The sequence below is a fragment of the Hydrogenophaga sp. ANAO-22 genome (genome assembly GCF_042466645.1).
GTDB lineage: Bacteria > Pseudomonadota > Gammaproteobacteria > Burkholderiales > Burkholderiaceae_C > Hydrogenophaga.
Genome location: NZ_CP159956.1, coordinates 1,595,773 through 1,620,093 on the forward strand (window position 1 = coordinate 1,595,773; position 24,321 = coordinate 1,620,093).

General features: G+C 72.0%; 15 protein-coding genes. 3 read left to right on the forward strand and 12 right to left on the reverse strand.

Annotated elements, in window-relative coordinates; all coding sequences use genetic code 11:
* Window positions 1-93: 93 nt before the first annotated feature.
* The 3 genes from ABSY19_RS07505 to ABSY19_RS07515 all read right to left on the reverse strand — a co-directional run bounded on the left by ABSY19_RS07505 (window position 94) and on the right by ABSY19_RS07515 (window position 3,909).
* The gene (locus tag ABSY19_RS07505; protein WP_382160824.1) at window positions 94-681 is read right to left on the reverse strand and encodes a PEP-CTERM sorting domain-containing protein; all 588 of its coding nucleotides are present in this window, start codon (window positions 679-681) and stop codon (window positions 94-96) included.
* A 29-nt stretch (window positions 682-710) separates the two neighbouring features.
* A complete protein-coding gene (locus ABSY19_RS07510; protein WP_382160827.1) occupies window positions 711-2,267 on the reverse strand; it encodes a PhoX family protein in 1,557 nt (518 codons plus the stop codon).
* A gap of 148 nt (window positions 2,268-2,415) precedes the next feature.
* Window positions 2,416-3,909, reverse strand: a complete 1,494-nt coding sequence (locus ABSY19_RS07515; protein ID WP_382160830.1) for a mannose-1-phosphate guanylyltransferase/mannose-6-phosphate isomerase — start codon at window positions 3,907-3,909, stop codon at window positions 2,416-2,418.
* A 196-nt stretch (window positions 3,910-4,105) separates the two neighbouring features.
* Here ABSY19_RS07515 and ABSY19_RS07520 point away from each other — a divergent pair, with 196 nt between their 5' ends.
* From ABSY19_RS07520 to ABSY19_RS07530, 3 genes are all read left to right on the forward strand, one after another.
* Window positions 4,106-5,527: an undecaprenyl-phosphate glucose phosphotransferase gene (locus ABSY19_RS07520; protein ID WP_382160833.1), complete on the forward strand. Its 1,422-nt coding sequence runs from the start codon at window positions 4,106-4,108 to the stop codon at window positions 5,525-5,527.
* Between the two features lie 44 nt (window positions 5,528-5,571).
* On the forward strand, window positions 5,572-6,750 hold the full coding sequence (gene epsL, locus ABSY19_RS07525; protein ID WP_382160836.1) for an XrtB/PEP-CTERM-associated polysaccharide biosynthesis outer membrane protein EpsL: 1,179 nt from the start codon (window positions 5,572-5,574) through the stop codon (window positions 6,748-6,750).
* 171 nt (window positions 6,751-6,921) lie between these two features.
* Entirely contained in the window at window positions 6,922-7,182 is a 261-nt protein-coding gene (locus ABSY19_RS07530) for a hypothetical protein (protein WP_382160839.1), read from the forward strand.
* 6 nt (window positions 7,183-7,188) lie between these two features.
* On the opposite strand, the gene ABSY19_RS07535 is transcribed toward ABSY19_RS07530, so the two are convergent.
* From ABSY19_RS07535 to ABSY19_RS07575, 9 genes are all read right to left on the reverse strand, one after another.
* Window positions 7,189-8,016: a DUF3047 domain-containing protein gene (locus ABSY19_RS07535; RefSeq protein ID WP_382160842.1), complete on the reverse strand. Its 828-nt coding sequence runs from the start codon at window positions 8,014-8,016 to the stop codon at window positions 7,189-7,191.
* 14 nt (window positions 8,017-8,030) lie between these two features.
* Window positions 8,031-8,684, reverse strand: a complete 654-nt coding sequence (locus tag ABSY19_RS07540) for a hypothetical protein (protein ID WP_382160845.1) — start codon at window positions 8,682-8,684, stop codon at window positions 8,031-8,033.
* Window positions 8,684-9,541 (reverse strand): ankyrin repeat domain-containing protein, encoded by an 858-nt coding sequence (locus ABSY19_RS07545; RefSeq protein WP_382160847.1) that lies wholly within the window; start codon window positions 9,539-9,541, stop codon window positions 8,684-8,686. Before ABSY19_RS07545 ends, ABSY19_RS07540 begins: the two co-directional genes overlap by 1 nt.
* Window positions 9,528-11,087, reverse strand: a complete 1,560-nt coding sequence (locus ABSY19_RS07550; RefSeq protein WP_382160850.1) for a putative porin — start codon at window positions 11,085-11,087, stop codon at window positions 9,528-9,530. The genes ABSY19_RS07545 and ABSY19_RS07550 overlap by 14 nt, the downstream gene beginning before the upstream one ends.
* 32 nt (window positions 11,088-11,119) lie before the next feature.
* Window positions 11,120-11,773: an energy transducer TonB gene (locus ABSY19_RS07555; protein WP_382160853.1), complete on the reverse strand. Its 654-nt coding sequence runs from the start codon at window positions 11,771-11,773 to the stop codon at window positions 11,120-11,122.
* A gap of 111 nt (window positions 11,774-11,884) precedes the next feature.
* Window positions 11,885-12,295, reverse strand: a complete 411-nt coding sequence (locus ABSY19_RS07560) for an ExbD/TolR family protein (RefSeq protein ID WP_382160856.1) — start codon at window positions 12,293-12,295, stop codon at window positions 11,885-11,887.
* Between the two features lie 4 nt (window positions 12,296-12,299).
* Window positions 12,300-14,042, reverse strand: coding sequence for a DUF2341 domain-containing protein (locus ABSY19_RS07565; RefSeq protein ID WP_382160859.1), 1,743 nt, complete (start codon window positions 14,040-14,042; stop codon window positions 12,300-12,302).
* A gap of 106 nt (window positions 14,043-14,148) precedes the next feature.
* Entirely contained in the window at window positions 14,149-16,209 is a 2,061-nt protein-coding gene (locus ABSY19_RS07570) for a filamentous hemagglutinin family protein (RefSeq protein WP_382163729.1), read from the reverse strand.
* Window positions 16,152-24,308: a filamentous hemagglutinin N-terminal domain-containing protein gene (locus ABSY19_RS07575; protein WP_382160862.1), complete on the reverse strand. Its 8,157-nt coding sequence runs from the start codon at window positions 24,306-24,308 to the stop codon at window positions 16,152-16,154. The genes ABSY19_RS07570 and ABSY19_RS07575 overlap by 58 nt, the downstream gene beginning before the upstream one ends.
* Window positions 24,309-24,321: the final 13 nt, after the last annotated feature.

Below are 24,321 nucleotides of genomic sequence, written 5' to 3' on the forward strand. Positions count from 1 at the left end.
GCGTGGGGCGCGGGCCCCCGCCCGGCCACAGTTCCCCCGGGAACCCGCAACGGCCCACAGCCGTGAACCGTGCGAGCCCGGAGGATCAACCCATCAGGCGGCGACGGCTTGCGGGCGGCGGCGGCGCGACAGCCAGCCGACCATGCCCAGGCCGCTGAGCAGCAGGGCATAGGTTTCGGGTTCCGGCACGGCGGCCACGGTGATGCTCAGGCTGTCGCCGGCGTTGAGGCCGTTGATGGACCAGTTCACGCCGCCGTTGTTCAGCGAGTTGCCGATGGCCACGTCCAGGAACTCGGGCTGCGAGAAGTTCACGCTGGCGTTGCTGCCGTTGAAGTTGATCGCGCTGACGGCGCCGAACTGCGGCGTGACCGTGCCCAGGTTGCCGAAGGTGCCGGTGCTCAGGCTGAACGACAGGCCTTCGAAGCCGGCGTTGCCCAGGAAGTTGGCCAGCAGGGCGTTGAACGAGAGGCTGCCGCCGATCAGGTCGGCCGCGTCGATGGTGTAGTTCAGGGTCATGGGCGCCAGCGACGAGAAGTCGATGTCGAACGACAGCAGGCCGTCGGTGCTGAAGTCCCGGAACTCCGAATCACCCCCCATCACGCCGTTGAAGCTGATGGCGTGGGCGGGCATGGCGGCCAGCAGGGCGGCGGCGGCGGCGAGGGAGAGAAGTGGTTTTTTCATGGTGTGGTCCTGTTGCGGGGTGCGGGGGTTCAAAGGCTGCCCTTGGTCCAAGGGCCGGTGATGGCCAGCGTGACGCCGGTGTAGATGTTCACGAACAGCACGCGGCCGTCGGGGCTGAACACGCTGCCGGCCCATTCGGTGTTGCGCTGGTTGCCGGTGGTGGCGCCGGTCTTGCCGACGGCGTCGAGCTGGGCGCGCGTGAAGTTGTAGTTGTTGCGGGCGAAGATGTAGCTGTTGCCGGCGGGCGTGAGCACCTTCAGGTCCTGCGAGGGGATCGGCTGGCTGGTCGGGCTGCTGTTGCCGCCGTCTTCGTTGAACAGCAGGCCACCGCGCGGGCTCACGCAGATGTTGTCGGGCGAGTTGCCGACCACGCGGTCGCGGCTCACGAAGATGGCCTTGAGCACCAGGGTGGACAGGTCCAGCGCCCAGATCACGCCCGCGCGCGCCGGCAGGGACGAGGTGGCCGAGCTGGTGGCCTTGTCGGTGAAGAACACCACGCCGTTGGCGACCCAGCAACCTTCGTTGGCGCCGAAGATCGCGCCGCCGTTGGCGTAGGCGCCACGGAACGGGCCGCTGCCGGTGACGGTGCCCACCGAGGTGCTCATGGACGCGCGGTCGGCATCGGGATCGGCGATCTCGACCCAGTCGCACTGGAATTCCTGGCACAGCGTGGGGAAGCGCAGGTCGGCGCCGGGGCGGCCGCGCACGGCCAGGCCTTGCAGGCGGCCGCCTTCGTGCAGCGAGCCCAGGCCGCCGTTGATGTTGTTCGGCAGGAAGCGGTACAGCGTGTTGGCGTTGCCCGCGTCTTCGGTCAGGTACCAGTAGCCGGTGTCGGGGTCCAGCGCGCTGGCTTCGTGCGCCATGCGGCCCATGTCGCGGATGGGGTTGACGTTGGCGGCGTTCAGGCTGGTGTCGGCCGGGATCTCGAAGATGTAGCCGTGTTTCTTGCCTTCGCTGCTGATGGCGTTGCTGCCGATCTCTTCGTTGCTCAGCCAGCTGCCCCAGGACGACGCGCCGCCAGCGCACGGGCGGTAGATGCCGCCGAACGTGGCGTAGCTCTCGGCCCAGTTGCCGTCGCGGAACACGAGGTTGGTGTTGCCACCGATCTGGTAGTCGCTGCCGGTCAGGCCGGTGTCGTACTTGGCGACGTTGGAGCGGCTGCCGCCGATGATGTTCGCGGCGTTGGTGGAGGTGCTCTGCTCGTGGTTGCGCACCAGGATGATTTCGTTGCTGCGGCCCACGCGGCGCGAGACGACCACGCCCATGCCGTCGTGGTTGCCCGGGGTGGGCAGGCCGTCGCTCATGACGTCGCCGCGCCAGCCGTAGCTCTTGTAGCTGAAGCCGGCGGGCAGTTCGATCAGGGGCAGGCCGGTGACCATGTCGTTCACCGGTGCGGTCGGGCCGTAGGGGCTGGTGACGAGCGCGGAGGCGTCGGCCGGCGAGCAGCTGGCGTTGTAGCCCTGGTCGATGGTGTTGGCCATCGCGGTGATGGGGCCGGTGAACGCGGCGGTGATGGCCGCGGCACTGCCGCCCAGCAGCATGCTGCGGCGGGAAAGATCGGGATGGCCGTTGGACTGGTCTGACATGGAAGTTCCTCGTGGGAGTGGTGGGGAAAACGGGAGTCCCCAGCATCCCGCGAGGCCATGAACCCGCGGTGACATCGCGCTGGACGATGGGCTGCGTTTGATGTCGGCGCCGCAAAGAAAAATGGTCCGAACGGACCCTTGCACCCCCTCAGCGCATGAGCGGCGCGGCCGCCGGCACGCGGCCGTACACGTCGTCGAAGCGCACGATGTCGTCTTCACCGAGGTAGGAGCCCGACTGCACCTCGATCATTTCCAGATCGAAGCGGCCCGGGTTCTCCAGCCGATGGATCTTGCCCAGCGGGATGAAGGTGGACTCGTTTTCCGTGAGCAGGAACTGGCGGTCGTCGCAGGTCACCTGCGCCGTGCCCTTGACGACGATCCAGTGCTCGGCGCGGTGGTGGTGCATCTGCAGCGAGAGCGCCGCGCCCGGCTTGACCAGGATGCGCTTGACCTGGAAGCGCGCGCCCGCGTCCACGCTGTCGTACCAGCCCCAGGGGCGGTGGATCTTGCGGTGGGCCGTCGCTGCGGCGCGGCCCTCGCGCCGCAGCTGCTCCACGATCTGCTTGACCTCCTGCGCCCGGTCCTTGTGGACCACCAGCACCGCGTCGGCGGTCTCCACCACCACCAGGTCGTCCACGCCGCAGCAGGCCACCAGGCGGCGCTCGGCCATCACCAGCGTGTTGCGCGCATCGCGCAACACCACATCGCCCTGCACCGCATTGCCCGCCTCGTCCTTGGGCAGGCATTGCCAGACCGAATTCCACGCGCCCACGTCGGACCACCCTGCCGCCAGCGGCACGACCACGCCGTGGGGCAGCGCCGGGTCGCGCGCGCCACCCGCGACCAGGCGCTCCATGACCGCGTAGTCGATCGAGTCGCTCGGGCAGGCCGCGAACGCCGCCATCGGCAGGCGCACGAAGTCGCTGTCGGTGCGGCGCGCCTCCCAGGTGGTGGCGACCGCGGTGGCGATGTCGGGCCGGCAGTGGCGCAGCGCCTGCAGCCAGACCGAGGCGCGCACCATGAAGAGGCCCGCGTTCCACAGGCACTCGCCCTCGCGCACCAGGCGCTCGGCGGTCTCTTCGTCGGGCTTCTCCAGAAAGCGGGCGATCGACCAGACGGTGGTGCCGTCGGCGGCGAGCGCGAACGCCGGCCCACGCTGGATGTAGCCGTAGCCGGTCTCGGGCGTGGTGGGCGCCACGCCGAAGGTCACCATCGCTCCGGCCATGGCCAGCGGCGCGGCGGCTGCCACGGCGCGGCCGAAGGCGGCAGCGTCGGGGATCATGTGGTCGGCCGGCATCACCAGCATCAGCGGATCGTCGCCCTCGCTGCCCGCCGCGTGCGCGGCCACCGCCATGGCCGGTGCCGTGTTGCGGCCCACGGGCTCCAGCACGATCTGTCCCTCACAGCCGATCTGCCGCAGCTGCTCGGCGATCACGAAGCGGTACGCCTCCCCACACACCACCAGCGGCCGCGCCACGCCCAGGCCCGGCAGCTCGGCCACGCGGCGCAGCGTGGCCTGCAGCAGCGAATCGGCCCCGGCCAGGGCCAGCAGCTGCTTGGGGTGCTGGTCGCGCGAGAGGGGCCAGAGGCGGCTGCCGGAGCCGCCCGAGAGAACGACAGGAACGACGGAAATGGAAGGCATGGTGGAGACCTGGAAGAAAAAGCGCGAATGTAGGGGGCTTGCATGTGGCGCGCGTGACAGCGCGATTCCACCGTTGCCGGTTGTCCCGCGCCTGTCTTCATCGTGCATTCAAGGTGTCACATACGGCCGGCAGACTGGCCCCTGCCATCGGCGCGTTCCGCCCCTGGCGACAGCCCGTTGCACCGGGGGAACTCCCTTGACCCAGACGACCGCCCAGGGCCTTTCGCCCACCACCCTCCCACGCAGCCACCCGAGCGCCTCCAGCCGGGGCGGCCTGCTGCATGCGCTGGAAATTTCGCTCAGCCCGCTGGTGGGCGTGGCCTGCCTCTGGGCGCTGGCCCGCGCGATGGATGGCGGTATCCACCCGGAGTACTTCATCCTGGGCCTGGTGGTGTTCGCCCTCACCTTCCCCGGCCCGGCGCGCCTCACCGTCTCCGCCCGCGCGCTGGTGATCGACGTGCTGCTGAGCTGGGGCGCCACCCTGGGCCTGCTGCTGGCCGCGGGCTTGGTCACCGGCTACCTGCGCGCCTACCCGCCGGACCTGCTCATGGCCTGGGCCGTGGCGGTGCCGGTGGTGGACACCCTCGCCTGGCTGTTGCTGCGCCGCGCCGCGCCCGCCCTGGTGCGCCTGCAGGGCCCGCCCGACCGCGCCCTCGTCGTCGGCATGAACCACCAGGGCCTGGCCCTGGCCCACAGCCTGAAGGCCGCCGTCTTCAACAACATCGACGTGGTCGGCTTCGTGGACGACCGCAGCCGCGAGCGCCTGCAGACCGATGCCCCGTTCACCCTGCTCGGCCGCTTCGAGCACCTGGCCGAGGTGATCCACGGCCAGCGCATCAGCCTGATCTACATCTCGCTGCCCATGGCCTCGCAGCCGCGCATCCTGAAGATCCTGGACGACCTCAAGGACACCACCGCCTCCATCTACTTCGTGCCCGACATGTTCGTGACCGATCTGATCCAGAGCAAGCCCACGCTGCTGTGCGGCATGCCGGTGATCTCGGTCTGCGACACGCCGTTCCAGGGCCTCAACGGCCTGCTCAAGCGCGGCAGCGACACCGTGCTGGCCTCGCTCATCCTGCTGGGCCTGGCCCCGGTCATGCTGGCGATCGCGCTGGCCGTCAAGCTCGGCTCGCCGGGCCCGGTGATCTTCAAGCAGCGCCGCTACGGGCAGGAAGGCGAAGAGATCGTGGTCTACAAGTTCCGCTCGATGACCGTGGCCGAGGACGGCCCGAACATCCAGCAGGCGCGCCGCGACGACAAGCGCATCACGCCGCTGGGCGCCTTTCTGCGCAAGACCTCGCTGGACGAACTGCCGCAGTTCATCAACGTGCTGCAGGGCCGCATGAGCATCGTGGGGCCGCGCCCGCACGCGGTGGCGCACAACGAGCTGTACCGCAAGCTCATCAAGGGCTACATGGTGCGGCACAAGGTCAAGCCCGGCATCACCGGCTGGGCCCAGGTCAACGGCTACCGCGGCGAAACCGACACGCTGGAGAAGATGGAAGGCCGCATCGAGTACGACCTGGACTACCTGCGCAACTGGTCGCTCAAGCTGGACCTGCTGATCGTGCTCAAGACGATCCGCCTGGTGTTCAAAGACCAGCAGGCGTATTGACCGACATGGTTCGCCTTGCCTGCCTCGCCCGTTGGGCGACCGCCTTGCTCGCCCTCGGATCCGCCGGCGCCACCCTGGCCCAGGACACCGACGGCCTGGACCTCTCCGCCTCGTACACGCTGCGGCACGACGACAACCTGTTCCGCCTGCCCGACGGCGTGCGGCCACAGGCGGTGCTGGGCCGGCCCAGCGCCGGGGAGACCATGGACATCAGCTCGCTCGGCCTGCGCTACGCCAAGACGCACAGCCTGCAGCGCATCGAGCTCGACGTGAGCCTGGTCGACTATCGCTACCGCACCCACCAGCGGCTCGACCTGCTGGCCACCAACTACGACCTGGCCTGGCGCTGGGCCCTCACGCCGCGCCTGCGCGGCAGCCTGCGCGCCGAGCAGGACGAGAGCGTCAACAGCTTCGACGACGCCAGCGTGCTCACCAGCGGCAACCAGCGCACCCAGCGGCACGAGGCCTTCGACGCGGTGTACGAGATCGACGGCGCCTGGCGCCTGGTCGCGGGCGTGCTGCGCACGCGCAACCAGAACGAGCAGCCCCTGCTCGGTGAAGAAAGTTATGTGCTGCGCTCGGCCGAGGCCGGGCTGCGCTACGACGCGAGCTCCGGCAGCTCCGTCACCTGGCGGCTGCGCAAGGGCAGCGGCAGCACCCTGGCCGGCCTGGGGCCGCCGGTGCTGCTGCGCGACACCGAGTTCGACCAGGACGAGCAGGTGCTCGACGTGCGCTGGCTGGCCAGCGCCAAGACCACCGTCGAGCTCAACCTCGTCCACCTGCAGCGCCGGCACGAACGCCTGGCGCTGCGCGACTACGACGGCACCAACGCCGCGCTCTCGCTGCGCTGGTCGGCCACGGCCAAGACCCTGTGGACCCTGCAGTGGTCGTCCGACGTGTCGAGCTACCAGTCGCTCAACGCCAGCCACGTGCGCACCGACAAGCTGCAGCTCGGCCACGTGTGGCAGATCGCCGCGCGCACCACGCTGCAGGCCAGCCTGGGCGAAACGCGCCGCCGCTTCCTCGGCCCACCCCCGGGCCGGACGCCCGACCCCACGCGCGAAGCCACGCAGGAGGCCAGCCTGGGCCTGCGCTGGGCGGTGAGCCGCAACCTCTCGCTCAACACCTCGCTGCAGCACACCCAGCGGCGCGGCAACCGCCCCGGCCTGGCGTTCTCCAGCACACAGGCGCTGGTCGGCCTGAGCCTGCGCACCTCGCAGTGAATGGGCGCTCGAAAGGCATGGACTGTGTCAGAAAAATGTCGGTTACATGACGGTTCATGCAGGTGCCTTTTTATCGCGGCACCGGGCGCGTTTTTTGCGTCCGTTGCGCTGGCATGAATCGAGCTTCCCCCTCCGCCTGAACCGCCTCCCACCCTCGCAAAGGACCCCACCATGCTCGCCGTCAAGAAAGCCCGCAAGCTGATACAAGCCAACCCGGACAACAGCGATTCGAAGACGCTGTCCGCGCTCGTGATCGCGCTGGAATCCGACCAGGCGTTTCCCCTCGGTCAGCTGTACGCGATGAACTACCCGCGCTTCGAACTGGCGATCGAGATCCTCAACGAGTGGCGCCTGGACCGCCACTACAGCAGCAAGGCCCGCCTGCTGGACGTGTCGGTGCAGGCCGCGGAACTCGCCCAAGCCAAGGCCTGAGCCGGTTCAACGGAGGTCCCGGCCCTCGATCGAGCGGTCCACCTCCGCCGAGCGCAGCGGCAGGCCGTGGCGCGGCTCGGCCGACAGGCTCAGCGGGCCGAACCAGGCCTGCACTTTTTCACCGGTGTTGTTGGAGTCGCTCATGACCCCGATGGCCGTGAGGCGGCCCGGCGCCTCGCCGAACACCAGGCGGTAGTCCGCCTCGATGTCGCGCTCCACGTCCACCCACTGGTTGAGGCGCTGCGGGCCGGATTCCAGCACCAGCTTGCGGATGCGCTGCGTGTGCGGGTTGGGGATCACGCTGCCCACCGGGTAGCGGTGGTCCCACACGTACATCAGGGTCGCGAAGGGCAAGGGCTCGCCCGAGACGAGTTGCGCGATCTCCGACAGCATGTGGTCGCGCGGCGCCATGCGGCTGCGGTCGCCATCGAAGGCGAGGATCACGCGCACCACCGCGTCGTCGATGTCCGCGTCGCGCAGGTCCGCCTGCTCGTTGAGCGCGGGCACGAACCAGGAGAACGAGAGCCAGCGCGCCGCGCCCACGTCCTGCGGCGCGAGCTTCATGCGCAGCGTGCTGTTGCCCGCGTCGCTGCGCGCCAGCAGCGCGGCACGCCCTTCGTGCAAGGTGGGGCTGTAGTGCGTGGGCGTCTGGCTGCCGTAGCGCAGGTGCATCCAGGTGGCCCGGCCGTCGGCGCCCGCCCAGTGCATCTGCCGCGCCCAGGCCGACGCCGGCACGGCCTCGGCCTCGGCATCGCTGTCGTCCAGCGGCCGCGAGGCACAGCCGGCCAGCACGGCGGCGGTGATCAGCACCGCCAGCATCGTTCCCTTGGCCATGCGGCGCTGCTCCTTCAACGGCCGGCGGCGGCCGCCGGCGGGGTTCGGTGTTCGTCGAGCTGGTCGCGGTGCGACTCCAGCATGTTCTCGATGCCCACGCGGTGGATGCCGGTGAACGGCTCCAGGCGCAGCACGCTGTCGTTCTCGCTGCGGTCGCGGCACTGCTCGATCAGCGAGCGGCCGGTGGCGTAGAGCCCGCTGTTGCGGGTTTCGCAGGCGGTGATCTGCTCGCGCTGGGTCGCGCCCTGCGCGTCCAGCTGCTGGCCGCGCTGCTGCGCGGCGGCGAGGTCGCGTTCGAGCTGGGCGCCGCGCGCCGTGCTCGCCTGCAAGCGCTGCTCCAGCGTGGCCTTCTCGGTGCGCAGCGCCTCGCGCTCGCCGGTCACGGCCTGCAGCTCACGCTGCAGGCGCTGGCCGCGCGCGGCCTCGTTGCGCGCGCGGTTCTGCGCGCCGTCCACCTCACCGGCCAGCTGCTCGCGCTCCTTTTCGGCGGCGTTGAATTTTTCCTGCAGCGCGCCCAGGTCCTGGGTGGCCTTCTGGGCCTGCTGCTGGGCGCGGCGCAGGGCCTCGCGCTCGCGCGTGGCGCGCTTGTCGTCCTGAGCGGTGGCCACGCCACCCACACCCACCATCAGCAGCGCGAGGATCAGGCCCCGGCATGTGGCTTTGCGCATCAGAAATCCTCCTTCGGGTAGGGACGGCTGGCCCGCAGGGTCTGCCGTTGCTGGTCCTCGCGCGCGCCGACCGCCAGCAGGCGCTGCGCCAGGGCATCGCGCTGGAGCTGGCGCGCCCAGTAGAGCGGCGTGAGGCCGTTGGCGTCGGCCCGGTTGGGGTCCGCGCCGTGGGCCAGCAGCAGATCCAGCATGCGCGGCCGGTCTTCGTGGATCGCGGCGACCAGCGGGTCGTCCCCGCTGCGGTCGGCCGTGCGGGTGTCGGCACCGGCCTGGAGCAGCAGGGCCGCCGCGTCGAGGCGGTCGAGCTTGATGGCGTTCATCAGGGGCGTCTGGCCGTTCAGGCCCACGGCATCCACCTCGGCCCCCGCGCGCAGCAGCAGGCGCACCAGCGGGGCGTGCCCGTGCAGCGCGGCCGCGCCCAGCGGGGTGAAGGGGCCGCCCCGGCCATTGGGGTCGGCCGCCGAGCGCAGCAGCAGCCGGGCCATTTCCAGGTCGCCGGCGCGCGCGGCGATCAGCAGCGCGGTCTGGCCGCCGGCGTCCACCGCGTTGACCTGCGCACCGTCCTTGATCAGCTGGCGCGCGCGCTCCACCTCGCCGCTCGCCACCGCCTGCGCGAGATCGCGGTCCAGCGCGCTGGCGAGCCGGGGCGGCACGTCCCGCCGCGCGCTGACCACCGCCTGGTGCTCGCGCTCGCCGGTGAAAAAACGCTCGCTGTCCTCGGGCGTGAGCGCGCCCTGCTCGATGCGGTCGCGCAGCGCCAGCTGCCGCGGGTCGTGCTGCGCGCAGGCCCCCAGGCCGGCGGCCAGGGCCAGCGTGGTGCACCACGCCAGGCGGCGAGCGTCCTCAGAACTTCGCATTGAAGTACAGCTGGAGGGTGTTGATGGACAGCGGCAGGCCGCTGATCTCGCGGCTGGAGAGCCAGCGCGCGCTGAGCCAGGTGTTGCGGCTCAGGCCGTACTGCGCGCCGACGATGAAGCCCTTGTTGTTGGTTCCGCCGAGGTGGAAGTCGGAGTCGGTGAAGGCGTCGAGCACGGCGTCGGCCTCGAGGTAGCGGTAGGCCAGCGAAAGCTGCCAGTCGCCCTTGAGCAGCATGTTGGGCATGCCCACGGCCGCGCGCACCATGTAGCCGGTGTCCTCCTCGCGCAGCAGCCGGCCCGAGCGGGCCTGCGCGCGCGACGGGTTGAAGCCGATGTTGCGCACGTAGTCGGCGCTCAGGATCAGGTGCACCGGGTTGAACAGGTTGTAGTCCACCGTGCCGGTGAGGTTGAGCACGCGGTAGTCCGCCGCCAGGCCGAAGGGGCCGCTCAGGTTCGCGGGGTTGGACAGGTTGAACAGCGAGTTGCCCTTCTGGCGGAAGGCGGGCTGGGTCGCGTCCTGGGTGTTGCTGTTGAAGGCGTTGCGCACGCCGCTGACGTTGCGGTAGTCGTACATCGCCAGGCCGAGCTTGGCGCGCAGGTCGTTGCTGGGCACCCACTCCACGCCCACCTGCGCGGCCAGCAGCGACTTGTTGCGCGCCTGGTTGCTGGCCGACTTCTCGTTGTCCTGCAGCGGGAACCAGCCCACGGTGCCGAAGGGGCGCCAGGTGCGCGTGGCGGCCGCGGGGTCTTCGAACTGCAGCGCGATGCCGTCGAAGGCGAGGTCGTCGTCCCACACCAGGTCGGTGCTGAAGAAGGGGTTGGGGATGCGGCCGGCCGTGGTGGTGAGCCAGGGCAGGAAGTCGGGCGAGCGGGCGCGCAGGAAGGCGCGGTCGAGCGCGAAGTTGTACTTGCTGCCGTAGTTGCCCAGGGTCTGGTTGGTCGACACCGGGTCGCTGCTGCTGCCGGTGGTCAGGCGCAGCGAGGCCGTGAGGTCCTGCGTCACGCGCGCGCTCACGCCCAGGCGCGCGCGCAGGCGGGTGCGGTCGCGGTCTTCCAGCGTGTTGCTCACGTTCTGGCCGTCCACCTGGTGGAAGATCTCGGGCGCGTTGCCCTCGTCGAACATGTCGCGCTGGTAGCCCAGCCGCACATCGCCCTCGAAGCGGAAGCGGTCCACCCACTCGGGCACCGCGTTCACGTCGCCCCAGCGCTCCATCTTGGCCTGGGCCACCACCTCTTCGCGCACCTCGTCGGCGATCTGCTTGCGCACCGATTCGGGCACGAACTGCACGCGCACGGTGGACTGTTCGGTCTTCTTCGCTTCGGCCACGGCCGCGCGGGCCTTGGCCTCGGCCTGCTTCACGAGCGCATCGGCCTTGGCGGCCGGCAGCACGCCCTGGTCCACCAGCGCCTGGATCAGGTTGAGCGTAGTCTGCTTGAGCGTCTCCAGGTCTTCGCGTTCGTCGGCATGGGCGGTGGCGGCCAGGCCGACGGCCATCAGGGCCGCCAGGGAGACCTGGCGCATCGCGTGGTGCAGGGGTGATTTCATGGGGTGTCTCGGCAGGAAAGGGGTTGGGGTCGTCAGGAGCGCGCGGAGATGCGCAGCCGGATCGGTTGGGGCATGTCGCCGGGCGCGCCCTCGCGCACCGGCGCCAGGCTGCGCAGGGCCAGTCGCAGCGCCTCGTCCAGCTCGGGCGCCGGGCTCGCGCCCACCAGCTCGACGCGCGTGATCAGGCCGCTGGGGTCGACCCACACGTTGACCACGCGCTGGTAGTCGGTGGCCTCGCGCAGCTTCTTGTCCTTGAGCACGGCGTCGGTGATGCGCTCCTTCACGAGCGCGCCGTACCAGGCGAATCGGTTGCCGCCGCCGCTGCCCCCCACAGGCCCGATGCGCAGGCTGCCGTCCCCCGGCGGCAGGCCGAAGGCGCCGCCAGTGCCGTTGTCGGGCAAGGACGAGGTCGGGCCGGCCGGCGGCGCGGGAGCGGCTTGCTCGGGCGCCGCGTCCGGCTTGGGCACGTCGATCTTCTGCTGCTCCTGCGGCGGTGGCGGTGGGGGCGGCGGTGTCTTGGGCGGTGGCGGCGGCGGCGGTGGCTTGAGCAGCTCGATCTGCTGCACCGCGCGCTTCTTCGTGGGCTCGGTGGGTTCGCTGAACAGCTTGTAGAGCCACACGCCGAGCGCGATCAGCAAGGCCAGCAGCAGCCCGACGGCCACGACACGGAACAGGCGCGGGTTCATGCGCGTGGCCCGGCGCGAGGGGTTTCAAACCAGAGGCACCGCGGAACCGGCTTTGCCGGGCCGCCAGTGCCGCCCCTCGGGGGGGACGCGCGAAGCGCGGCGGGGGGGTCTTCATTTCGCCGAGCGCTGCGTGACCAGGCCGATCTGGTTCAGGTCGAGCCGACCCAGCAGGTCGAGCACCTCGACCACCTTCGCGTACTGCACGGCGGAGTCGCCCTTGACCACGATCGGAAACTCCGGCGTGGCGGCCTTGAACTGCAGCAGGCGCGCCTCCAGGTCGGCGATGGTGGCCATGGGGTAGGCATCGAGGTAGAGCGCGCCGGTCTCGGTGATGGTGATGGCGCGCGTGGCCGGCTTGGCCAGGCTGGGCGTGTTGCTGGCCCGGGGCAGGTTGACCTTGATGCCCTGCACCGAAGCCGTGGTCATGAGGATGAAGATGACCAGCAGCACATAGGCCAGGTCGAGCATCGGGGTGATGTTGATGTCGTCGTAGACGGCGCCATCGTCCTGAACCTGTGCCATGGCCTCAGTCTCCGTAGGTCTCGGCCATCTTCGTGACGAACTCGTCCACGAAAACCGTCATGTCGTTGGACAGGGCCTTGATCTTGGTCTGCAGGTAGTTGTAGCCAAACAGCGCGGGGATCGCGACGCCCAGGCCGGCCACGGTGGCCACCAGCGCGGCCGCGATGCCGGGCGCGATGGCGTTCACGTTCACGTCGCCCGCGGCGGCGATGGCCGCGAAGGTGATCATCACGCCGACCACGGTGCCCAGCAGGCCGAGGAAGGGGCCGCCCGAGATCGCGATCGTCAGCAGCACCATGCCGCGGTCCAGCCGCTGGCGCTCGCGCGTCATCTGGGCGTCGAGCGCGGCGCGCACGGCCAGCATGGCGCGTTCGCTCACCGAGGGCGCGGTCACGCCGTCGTGCTCCACCACCGGCGCCTTGGGGTCGCCCAGGTGGAAACGCGACTTCAGCTCGCGCGCGCCCACCTGGTAGATGCGGTGCAGCGGCGAGTGGTGGAACTGCTCGGCGGGGGCGGTCAGGGTGTCGAGCTGGCGGGCGTGCTCCTGCGCGCCGGCGTCGAGCGAGCGCAGGCTGGCGCTGAGCCGGTCGAAGGCTTCGCCGAAGCGCGGGTTGCTTTTTTCCACGCGCGAGAGCAGCAGCGCCTTGGCCGCGATCACGTAGATCGCCACGAACAGCATCAGCACGCAGATGATGGTGACCACCCAGCCGTCGACGGTCAGGTTGTTCATGGTGGCCACGAAGTAGCCGGTCTCGCCGCTGGTGTCGGTGGTCTCTTCCTGGCCCATGCGCACCAGGCGGCCCGCCTGGCCCTGCGAATCGGCCTGCGTGGCGATCCAGGCCTCGGTGCGCTGCACGGTGGACACCTGGGCCTCGTCGATCTCGCCGACCAGGCCGCCGCCGATGCGCAGCGCCCCGGCGGGCGCGAAGGCGGCCGGCAGGCTGGTGGCGACCTTGCCGTCGATGTAGAGCACGGTGTTGCTGCCCGCGCTCACCGCGATGTGGCGCCACGCGCCCAGGGCCAGCGGCGCGCCGCCGGGGGCGGTGGCCGCCGCCACGCCGAGCACCGGCACGCCGCCGCGCAGCGAGAGCGTGAGGCCGCCGAAGGCCAGCAGCTCGCCGTCGGCGCGCTCGGGTTTGATCCAGGCCGAGAAGGTGAAGCCGGTGGCCGCCTGCAGCGTGGCGTCGCCGGCCTGCAGGCCGCCGTCGCCGTTGAGCCGTGCGGCGCCGCCGATCAGGCCGCCGGGCACCGGCGTCGAGGTGCCGCCGAGCACGTGGTGGCCCGCGCCCGCGCTGTCCTGCGGCAGGCCGCTGGCCTCGCCCAGGTGGTACACGGCCCACTGCGAGGCGTCGTAGAGGCCGGTGGCCGCCACCGGCTGCGCGGCTTCGTTGCCGTAGTACAGCCAGATGTGCTGCGCCGCGTTGCTCCCGGCCAGGCGCGGCACCTGCACCCACACGAAGGCGAGTTCGTTGGTGCTGTCGAAGCGCTCGATGTGGTGCGGCAGCACGGTCTTCTCGTCCTCGGCCACGAAGCGCAGGTCGGACGCGTTCTCGTTCGCCGCGAGGAAATCGAAGTTGCCGGTGGACAGGCGCACCAGCACCGGCACGCCCGTGGCCTCGGTGGCGATGCCGGCGGCCTGGGTGTCCAGGGTGATCTTCTTGCGGATGGTCCAGGCCTCGTCCCACCACGCCTGGGCGGAGAGGGGCAGCATCAGCAGGCAGACAGCGAGGGTGAGGAAACGTTTCATGGGAAGGGCATCAAAAGGCCGGCCCACGCGAGAGCGGGGCCAGCACAGAAAGGTAAGAAGGAACGGTGGCGCGGGTGTTACAGAAGGGAAGAACCATCCATTCGGACTATTCGTTGCCGAAGCCCAGCACGTCCACGCGCACCACCGACGGGCGCAGCGCCGCGGCCAGTTCCTGCGCCGCCTTGGCCGAATCGGCCGCGGCCTGGTTGAGCGCCTCGACCACGCGCGAGGCGTCGTCGCCGCCCGAGGTGGCGCCGGAGGACGCCGCCGTCACGGCGCTGGTGTCGGCCACCGGTGTGCCGGTGCTCGTGCCGCTCGCCGAGATGTTGTCGGCGCCCAGCACCACCTGCGCGGCGATGTTGAGGTTGCCGGCGCGGATGCCGGCGTCGCCGGCGTTGACCGTGCCCTTGGGCGCGACCAGGTCCACGTCGCCCGCGCGCGCGCCGCCGGTGGACAGCGCGCCGATGCCCGAGCCCGTGGCCGCGCCCTGCAGCACCTGCGTCACGTTGCCCTGGGCGTCGATCAGGATCAGCGGCGGCGGCACCACCGAGGCGGTCTTCTTGCCCTTGCCGGCGTCGATGTCGCCCTCGCTGGACCAGAGCATCACGTCGCCCCCGCCGACGGTGAGGATGCGCGACTGGTTGACCAGCATGTCGCCGCGCGCGAAGCCGCGCACGCTGCCTTCGCCGATCACCGCGACGCCGAGCACACCGCTGTCGGTCAGGCCGATGCCCGAGCCGGGCTTCTGCGTGGCCAGCAGATCGGCCGGCGTGTTGGCCAGGCCCACCACCACGTCGCCGCCGGGCACCATGAACTCCACGTCGCCGCCGGCCTCGGTGAGGAGGCGGCTGGCGAACAGGTTGAGCGAGCCCTGGTAGCGCGCGAAGCCGCCCTGCGGCGTGCGCTCGGCCATGCCGGGAAAGGCCAGATCGAGCACGGCATAGCCCCGGCTGTAGTCGCCGGCGAAGGCACTCTCTCGCTGGTTGTAGTCGCGCCCGGTTTCGCGCAGCGCGGCGTAGACCATCGTGCGCACGCGCTCGCGCTGCGCGTCGGCTGGCTGCGCCTGCAGGGCGCGCACGGCATCGGCGGCGTTCGCGGCGTCCAGACCCGGGTTGCCGGTGAGCCAGCGCGCGGCCCACAGCGCGCCCAGGTCGCCGGGCGCGCGGCCCAGTTGCGTGAGCAGGCGGCCGATCACGTCGGTCTCTTTCCAGGCCGCATCGCCGATGCCGGCGTAGATGTGCAGGTCCGCGCCCTGCGAGGGCAGGGCCGGGTTGTCGAGGTTGCCCCGGCTCACGATGCCGGCCGAGGTGCCCAGGTCCACGTCGCGCCCGGCGCGCACTTCGAGCCGGCCCGGGCCGGCCACCCACACGTAGGAGCCTGGCGTGCGCGAGGTGCCGGTGGAGCTGAACACCACGTCGCGCCCGGCCTGCACCACCGACACGTCGTCCGCGTCGTTGTGCTGGATCGACAGGCCCAGGTTGCGCACGTCGCGCCCGGCCTTCACCGACACCGGCTTGGCGCTCGCGAGGTTGAGCCGGCCGGACTGGCCGACCACGTCGCCCTCGCTGGCGTGCAGCAGCGCCGGGCTGTCCGAGCCCTGGTGCACCGGCACGGGGGCGTGCGCGGTGGCCGTGGTGGTGGCGAAGGCGCTGCTGCGCGTGACGGGGTGCAGCGCATCGGGCAGCGGCGCCATGTCGCCGAGGTTCAGGCTCGCGGCCACGTTCACCTCGTCGCGCGCCAGCAGCGCGAGCTGCCCCGCCGCCGAGGGCTGCAGGGTCGAGCTCACGCCGTCGACCACCGCGCGGCCCTGCGGCGCGGTGATTTCCAGGCTGGGCGGCAGCACGCCCAGGGCGATGGCCGCGTTGTAGTTCGCCGCGCTGATGGAGAAGTTGAGCGGCGCGCGGTAGGTCTGGTTGGTGGTGGTCAGCGACGCCAGCTCGCTGGAACCCCCGGGCCGGTTGTGGAACACCACATCGCCGGTGAGGCTGCCCATCTGCAGGGCCGCGCCGTCGCTGTAGGTGGAGAACAGGCTCCACTGCGGGCTGGCGGAGTTGCCCACGTTCACCCCGGTGCCGTTGCCGGAGGACTGCACCACCAGGTGCGGGTTGATCACCGCGTGGATGCCCACGTCGCCGCGCGCCGTGACCTTGGCCTGCGTGTCGCCCATCGCGAGGATGGGGAAGAGCGCGCGCGAGCCCGTGCCCACGGTGACGCGTTCGCCAGCCTCGATGTTGCCGCCCGCGTCCAGCCGCAGCGCGCCCCGGTCGGCCTGGTACTGGCCGCCCTGGATGTCGCCGCCCGCCTCGACCCGCACCGCCCCCCGCCGGTGACCACCAGGCGGTTGGTCGCCGGCGTGGTGCCGGTCGAGCGCGCCTGCGTGGGCGCGCTGGCCGAGAGGTTGCGCACGTCGTTGCCCGCGCGCAGCGTCACGTCGCCGCCGCCGAGCGCGGCCACGCCCTGCTGGAAGCGGTCGAAGCGGACCCACCAGCCCGGCGCCGTGGTGTAGCTGTCGCCGGTGGTATTGGTCTGGCCCTGGCGGAACAGCCAGTTGCTGTAGAGCTGCTGTGAACGCGCAAGCGACTGGATGTCTCGCCCCGCTTCGATCACCACGTCGCCGCCCTGCTCGCTGAACTGCGCGTTGGCCGGCACGGCGAAGCCGGCCACCGGCGTGGCCAGCTTGCCGGCGGTGTAGATGGCGGACTCGGCGCTGGCGAGCACCACGTCGCGGCCCGCGTGCACGCGGATGTCGCCGGTGCCGGTGCGCAGCAGCTTGCCGGCGGCCAGGGTCACGTCGCCCGTGCCGTCCACGGTGGCGTGGCGGCTCACGGCGCCGAGGTCGGCGCCGGCGGTCACGTTGAGGTTCCACGAATCCTGGCCGCGCAGCGTGGCCGGCACCGGCGAGGTGGCGGCGCAGGTGGGGGTGGCGCACGGCGTGGCGGTGCTGAAGCCGTCGGAGAGGTGGTTGTCCAGCTTCACGTTGCCCGCCGCGCGCAGCGTGAGCACGCCGGGCTGGCCGCCCGCGTGGCTGCCGTCCAGGTTCCAGTCGTTCGCCAGCGTGAGGTCGCCCTGCGAGCGCACCTCCACGCCCGAGACCACCTGGAAGCGCGCATCGGCCGCCTGGCCCAGCCGCGATTCGATCGCGCCGTGGCGCGCCGCGAAGTTGTTCAGGTCGGCGTTCACCGTGGCCAGCGAGAGTTCGCCCGCCACGTTGCCGGTCGCCGTCAGGCGGTTGATGTTCTCGTGGACCTTGACCGCCTCCAGGCGGATCTGGTCCACACCGTCGAAGGTGGAGGCCACTTGCGTGACGGCCACGTCCTCGCTGGCGCCCGAGCCCGTGCGGCGCGCGCGCAGTTGCACCTCGCCGCCGCGCGCGCCCTGCGCCGCGATGGTCGAGCCCTGCTGCAGGTCCAGCACACCGTCGCTCGAGCCGAGTTCGACCGTGCCGCCGTTTTGCGCCGCGTCCGTGGCCCGCACCGAGATCCGCGCGCCGCTGGCCAGCGTGAGGTCGCCCTGGGCCTGCACGCTCACGCGCCCGCCTTTCGCGCCGCTGGCGTCCAGCGCGCCGGCCACGCGGATGTCGCCGCCGTCGGCGGCGATCGCGATCTCTTGCGCGCGCACGGTCTGCCCGCTCTGCAACTCAAGATCGCCCGTGCGCACGCGGTAGGCCTGTTCCTGCGTGAAACCGCCCTGCCCCACCGCCGCCGCGAGCGCGGAGAAATCGGCCACGCGGCCCACGTCCACCGAGATGCGCGCGCCCTCGCCACCGCCCGGGCCGGCCTGGCCTTGCAGGCTGCCGGCGGCGAGGTCGAGCGTGCCACCAGGGGTGCGGATCTCGATGCGACCCGCGCCGCCACCGGCCACCGCCGACACGCCGATGCGCGCGCCCTGCTCGACCACGATGCCGCCGCTGCCCTGCGACCGCAGGCTCACCCGGCCACCGTCGGTGGCGCGCTGGGCGTCGAAGTAGCTCACCTGGCGACCGCCCGCGTCGATCTCGGCAGTCGCCCCCACGCGCAGCTCGCCGCTGCGCGAGGTGAGGCCGAGTTCGCCCGAAGGCAGCACGGCGCGCGCGCCGAAGTCCAGCGACTCGCCTTCGAGCTGCCAGCGCGAACCGAGCGCGGAAGCCGCCGCCGCCGCCGCCGCGTCCGCGCCGGCCAGGCGGGCGACGGCCAGGCGACCGCTGGCGTTGAGGGTCTGGTTCGACGCCTCGGTGCCCACGAGCGCGCCGGTGGCCACCGTGGTGGTGCTGGCCGCCACGGTCAGCGAGCCCGTGCCCACACCAGCCAGTGTGCCCGCGTTCAGCGCCACGGTGTCGAAGCCGTCGATGCGTTTGGCGCCTTCGCCCAGCTCCAGGCGCTCGGCGTGCACCGTGAGCGCGCTGCCCGGGGCGGTGCTCGCCGGCGTGGCCGTGGCGCCCGCCGCGTTGGCGAAGCTCACCGTGCCGGCGCGCACCGTGGCCTGGGCGTTGTCGCGCCCCGAGATCGCGGCGGCGCGCAGGTCCAGCCGGCCCAGCGTGGCCTTGCCGTCGGCGCCCTGGGCGCCGAGCTGCGTGTCGCCATACAGGTCGATCGACGAGTAGCTGCGCAGCGCCAGCGCGTCCAGCGTGTCGAAGCGCGCGAGGTCCGCGTTGTCGTAGACCACGCCGCCGGTGCCCGTGGGCACCTCGCCCAGGCTGATGCGCGAGGCGCCGATCTCCAGCCGCCCGCCGGTGGCGCCGCCGAAGCCGAGTTCACCCTGGAAGCGGTTGTCGGCCGTGGCGTCGAGGACGATGGCCGGCGCGTCGATGCGGCTGCTGGCCGCGCCCACGATGGTGCCGGTGCTGCGGTCCGGCGCGCCGGTGCGCTCGTAGGCCACGGCGTCCACGCCGGCACGCACCAGCGCCCCGTTGCCGGCCACGCTGAAGGCACGGCCCGAGCCCGCCGGGCCCTGCGCCTGCAGGCGGCTGCCCTCGGCCAGTTCCACGCGCTCCGACCCGGCCAGGATCACTTCGGACGCGCGCAGCGCCGAGGCCTCGTTGTTGGTGAGCGTGACCTCGCGGGCGCCCACCGTGATCACATCCTTGTCGCCCTCGGTTCTGCGCTCGCCGCCGATGAGAATGCTGGCCGCGCCCAGCGCGTTGAGGTCCTGCGCGGCGATCACGGTGGCGCCGCTGGTGGCGGGCGCGAGGCCCGCGCCCACCACCTCGATGCGGTCGGCCGAGAGGTCCACCGCCGCACCGCGCCCGCCGCTCGCCGCGGCGGTGAGGAACTGGCCCTGCAGGCGCAGCGCGTCGGCGCCCGTGCCCTGCGTGACCATCGAGAGGCGCCCCGCGTCGGCGGCCTGCACGGCGCCGGCGCCGAAGAAGTCGGCCGCGCGCGTCACGGTGTACTCGGCGCGGTCGCGCACCTGCTCGGCGGAGAACACCTCCACCGCGCTCCACTGGCCCGGCGTGGGCGCCTGCGCGCGCGTGTCGGTGACGAAGCCGGCCGCCACGCGCACGCCGTCGGCGCGCGTGTGGGCCTGCGAGGGCAGCAGCGCGGCGGCGCTGTCGCTGAGCCGCACGGCGAAGGCCCCGGGCAGCAAGGCGTAGCGGCCCGGCAGCAGCACATAACGGCCATCGGCCAGGCCGGGCACGCCGCGCAGTTCGATCGCGCCGGAGCGCTCCAGGCGGCCGTCCAGCGCGGCGTCGCCCGGCGCGAAACCGGCCGCTTGGGCGGGCAGCACGGCGTACACGCCGTCCTGCGCCAGGAAGTCGAGCGAGCCCCCGGGGCCGACGGTGAACTCGTCGGCCTGCAGGTCGCCGCCGCCGCGCAGGTCCACGCGCGCGCCAGCCTGCACGTCCACGCTCGCGCCCTCGGTGCGGATGCGCTTGCCGTCGAGATGGTCGATGCGGCGGCCCTGTCCCGCGCCATACACCCAGGTTCGGCCGTTCTCGATGCGGCCGTAAGGCACGAGGCCTTCGGCGTGGACCGAGGTCAGGCTGCCCGATTGCAGTTCGAGCGCACCGCTCGCCTGCAGGTCGATGGCGCCCATCGGTGCCCACACGCGACCTGCCTGCGTGATGACGCCCGCCTTCACCGTGAGGCTGCCCTGGGCCGACAGCGGCATGGAAGGCTCCACACCCACCGCATGAATGCGCACGTCGCCCTGGGGCACGTCGATGGTGAATTGCGCATCGGTGCCCGGCGCGACCACGCCGGCGTGCAGCTCCAGGTTCCCACCGACGGTGAGCGAACCCTGGCGCTGCGACGACGACGCGCCTTCCAGCCGGATCTCCTGCCGCCCGGTGAGCCGCACCTGGTCGGCACCGGCCACGGTCACGCGGCCTTGCACGCGCAGCAGTTCGGCCTGCACGTCCAGCGTGGCCGGCCCGCCGCTGGGCGCGGCGACGGTGGCGTTCGGGCTGTTCGAGAGCAGCACCTCGTGCGCCCGCACCTGGGCGCCCGCGCCCTGCGCCTGCAGCTGAGCCGAGTCCAGGCGCACGAAGCGCAGCTCGCGCGCGCCGGCCGCGGCCTGCAGCTGCGCGCCGTCGGCCAGCGCGATGCGGTCGGCGCTGCTCAGGTCGATCGCGTCGAAGCCGGCCTCGCGCAGGGCCGTGGCCGAGAGGCGCACGTTGCCGTTGTGCGCGTTGTCCAGCGCCGCGCCGGGGGCCAGGCCCGCGCTCTGTGGGGCCAGGGTCTGCTCGAGCGTGAGCTGGCGCGGCGTGAGCGGCGCACCGGCGGCCGCGCGCGCGGTGGCGTCGGTGGCCGTGAGGGCGAACACGAAGTCCGCGCCGCGCGCGTCGGCCGCGCGCGCCTGGGCGTGCACCGTGCCATCGAGCAAGGCACCTTCGGTGGTGCCCACGCGCAGCGTGCCGGCGCTGGCCGAAACCGACTGCCCCAGGCCTTCGGCCGCACCGGCGTGGTCCACGCGGGTGGCGGCGCTGCCGCTGACGTCGATCACCGAGCCGGCCTGGGCGACCACGTAGGCGTTGGTGCCCTGCAGCTGCACCGTGCCGCCGTCCTTCACCTGCGCGCGCACCAGGCCCTGGTCGTCGACCTCGGTGCGCACCACGCCGCTGGCGTCCAGCCGCGCGTGCCCGCCCAGCCAGACCGCCGCGTCGGCGCGGAACGGGTCGGCGGCGGCGCGGTTCACGCTGGCGCTGATGGTGCCGCCCTGGGCCTGCACCTCGCCCAGCAGCTGCACCTGGGCGCGCGCGCTGAACGACACGGTCGCGCCCGGCTCGGCCAGGATGCGCGCGCCCTCGCCCAGCGTGACCGTGCCGGCCGTGCCGTCGAGCGTGGCCGGCGCGCTGAACGCGAGGTTGACCGCGCGGCGTTCCAGCGGCGGGCGCACCTCGTTCTGCAGCACCTGCGCGAGCGGGGCGCCGGTCGAGGCGGTACCCGCATCGGGGGCCAGCGCGTGGGTGGTGAGCAGGGGTTGCAACACGGTGCCCGCCACGATGTCCACCGAGCGGTCGCCGCGCACGTTGACCTGCTCGAAACCGCCCTGCGAGAAGAAATCCGCCGCGAGGTGGGTGGCATCGGCGGGCAGGCCCGCGCCCGAACCGCCCACCACCACCGCCGGTGCGCCCAGGGTCAGGCGGCCGCCCTTGTCGCCACCGAGCGCGCTGAGCTCACCGCCGAGCGACAGCCCGGTCGCGCCCGAGAGTTCGATGGCGCCGCCATCGCCCAAGGTGGTCTTGCCTTTCGCGTCGATGCGCGCGCCGCCGTCGGCGCGCAGCACGCTGCCCGCGCCCAGCGAGAGCACGCCGTCCGAGTCCATCACGATCTGGCCGCCGTTCACCGGCACGGTGGGGGCGTTGGCCTGCGCGAGGCGGGGATTGAGGTGGGTGAAGCCACCACTCACGTCGATCGTGCGGCCGGCCGCCACGTCCAGCCGGGGGGCCGGCGCGCCGGTGTTGACCACGTTGTTGGCGGCATTGAGTTCGATGCGCCCGCCCCGCGCGCTCAGGTTGGCGTCCACCTGCACGCGCTGGCCGGTCACCGACAGCGAGCCGCCGGGCTCCATCGCCAGGTCGCTGCGGATCACGACCTCGTTGTTGCCGAAGACCTCGAGCCGGGCCACGCGGTCCTTGCCGAGCAGGCGCGGGTCGATCACCAGCGTCTCGTTGAAGGGCTGACCCAACACATCGCCAAAGCCGAAACCGGTCTGCAGGCCCGCGAGGCCGCGCTCGATCAGCACGCGCTGGTTGAGCTTGAAGTCGTCGCCCACCGCGTTGCTGCCCAGGCGCAGCGTGGCGCCGGCCGGCGCGCTGCCGCTGGCCTGCTGCAGCGTGCCCTGCACGGTGCGCCCGACCACGTCGCCCTGCATCACGGTGGCCTTCATGCCGACCACGTTCACGCGCCCGGCGTCCTTGCCCTGCACATAGCCCGCGTCGTGGCGCTGGGCCGCGCCGGTCTCGATCACGTCGGTGCGGTTCCAGCGGTCGTGCTCCACCCGGAAGCGCGAGGCATCGCCGTCGTAGCGCGTGCCCGCCGTGGCCTCGGTCGCGTCGACCAGCTTGCCGTTGGAGATCAGCACCGACTGCTTCACCATGCCGGGCCGGTAGTCCACGCTGCCGCCAGAGACGTCGATGGTGGCACCGCTCTCCACGATGGTCTCGCCCTGCGAGCGCAGGTTCACCGTGCCGCCGCTGGTGGCGCGTTCGGCCGCGCCACGCTGCAGGCGCGCCGCGTAGCTCTCCAGGCTGTCCTTGGCCACCAGCGTGTCCAGGCCGCCTTCGGCCAGGGCCAGCGCGCGCTCCACGTCCATGTACACCGTCTGGCCGCGCAGGGGGCCGTTGCGGTTCACCGGCGAATCCTTGAGTTCGTCGCCGCGCAGCTCCACGGCCACGCTGTTGCGCGCCACGTCCACCGCCACGCCCTGCAGGCCCGAGACGTCGATGACCGCGCCCTCGGCGATGTGCAGCCGCGCGGTGTTGGAGACGTAGGACGACCCGGGCCGGGTGAAGGGGTCGTTGGCGCCAACCGCGCCCGGGTTGTCCTGCGCCGTGATGTCGACCGTGCCCGAGGGCGCGACGATGCGCGAGCCGCTTTCCAGCCGCACGTCCTGGCCCACGACTTTCACCACCGAAGGCTTCTCCAGCCGGTCGCCGTTCTCGCCGTCCTGCGCGGTGGCGCCGCTCTCGGTGTCGATGCGGACCTCGGTCCGGCTGCCCGCGCCGATCACCACGCGCCCGCCGCGCGTGGGTTCGCTGCTGCTCACCGCGCGGTCGCGCGCCAGCAGGTAGACCGAGCCGTTCTGCACCACCGAGCTGGAGGCGGAGGCCAGGCCCTTCTGGTTGACCGCATAGCCGATCATGGTCACGTTGCCGCGATCGGCCGAGAGGCTGCCCAGGTTGGTCACGTGGCCGAGCAGGTCGTCCGCCGGGTTGACCAGCGCCACCGCCTGGCCGTCGATCTCGCCGTTCTTCACGCTGGTGTTGGCCTGCTCGTAGCCGTTGAGCGCGGCCGGGCTGTCCACCTCGACCAGCAGGCCGCTCACGTTGCTGTCCACGCCCGAGGCCGAGCGCAGGTAGAGCTTGCTGGCGGCGGCCATGACCACCTGGCCGTCCGGCGCGCTCACGCTGCCCCGGTTCACCACTGTGGGCGCGATCAGCATCACGCGGCCGAACTGGCCCGCGCTGATGCGCGCGCCCTCGAACACCTTGACGAAGCCGCGCGCCTCGCCGCCGTCCAGCGCGAGCTGGAACTGGGGCGTGAGCGTGTTGCTCGTGAGCAGGTTGTCGACGAACTGGTCCGCCATGTTCAGCGTGCTGGCGGTGAAACTGTTGAGGTTCACCTGCGAGCCGCCCATGAAGGCGATGCCGTTGCTGTTGACCAGGATGATGTTGGCCTTCTGGCCGGCGGCCTGGCCGATGGCGCCCGCGATCACGCTGGGGTTGATGTCCCAGATGCGGTTGAGCGTGGTGAAGCTGGCGCCCGGCACCAGCTGGTTGCTCGCCAGGTCCTGCACCTGGCGGAACTGCACGCTGTGGCCCGCGCCGACGTTGAAGCTCTTCCAGTTCAGGATGGCCTTGTTGCCGACCTGGTTCACGAAGGCCTGGTTGGCGATGGCCTGGTAGGCCGCCTGCCCGGCGGTGACGAAGGCCGGCAGCGCCCCGCCCGCGCTGGGCACGGGCAGCTGCTGCGCGCCCAGCGGCGCGGCGATCAGCAGCGCGGCGGCCAGGGTGCCGGCGGCGCGCGCGCCGCTGGCGGCCTTGCCCTGCGCGCGCGCGCATTCGGCCACGGCGACGAGGGTGCCCAGGTGGCGGCTGAAGACGATGCGGTGGCGTTGGCGGTTCATGGGACGGTCCTCG

Coding starts and splice junctions, on each gene's coding strand:
- ABSY19_RS07505 (WP_382160824.1), bottom strand. CDS start 681: ATGAAAAAACCACTTCTCTCCCTCGCCGCCGCCGCCGCCCTGCTGGCC.
- ABSY19_RS07510 (WP_382160827.1), bottom strand. CDS start 2,267: ATGTCAGACCAGTCCAACGGCCATCCCGATCTTTCCCGCCGCAGCATG.
- ABSY19_RS07515 (WP_382160830.1), bottom strand. CDS start 3,909: ATGCCTTCCATTTCCGTCGTTCCTGTCGTTCTCTCGGGCGGCTCCGGC.
- ABSY19_RS07530 (WP_382160839.1), top strand. CDS start 6,922: ATGCTCGCCGTCAAGAAAGCCCGCAAGCTGATACAAGCCAACCCGGAC.
- ABSY19_RS07535 (WP_382160842.1), bottom strand. CDS start 8,016: ATGGCCAAGGGAACGATGCTGGCGGTGCTGATCACCGCCGCCGTGCTG.
- ABSY19_RS07540 (WP_382160845.1), bottom strand. CDS start 8,684: ATGCGCAAAGCCACATGCCGGGGCCTGATCCTCGCGCTGCTGATGGTG.
- ABSY19_RS07545 (WP_382160847.1), bottom strand. CDS start 9,541: ATGCGAAGTTCTGAGGACGCTCGCCGCCTGGCGTGGTGCACCACGCTG.
- ABSY19_RS07550 (WP_382160850.1), bottom strand. CDS start 11,087: ATGAAATCACCCCTGCACCACGCGATGCGCCAGGTCTCCCTGGCGGCC.
- ABSY19_RS07555 (WP_382160853.1), bottom strand. CDS start 11,773: ATGAACCCGCGCCTGTTCCGTGTCGTGGCCGTCGGGCTGCTGCTGGCC.
- ABSY19_RS07560 (WP_382160856.1), bottom strand. CDS start 12,295: ATGGCACAGGTTCAGGACGATGGCGCCGTCTACGACGACATCAACATC.
- ABSY19_RS07565 (WP_382160859.1), bottom strand. CDS start 14,042: ATGAAACGTTTCCTCACCCTCGCTGTCTGCCTGCTGATGCTGCCCCTC.
- ABSY19_RS07570 (WP_382163729.1), bottom strand. CDS start 16,209: ATGGGCGACACGCAGGCCAAGGTCACGGCGCGCGGCGACGTGGGCATC.
- ABSY19_RS07575 (WP_382160862.1), bottom strand. CDS start 24,308: ATGAACCGCCAACGCCACCGCATCGTCTTCAGCCGCCACCTGGGCACC.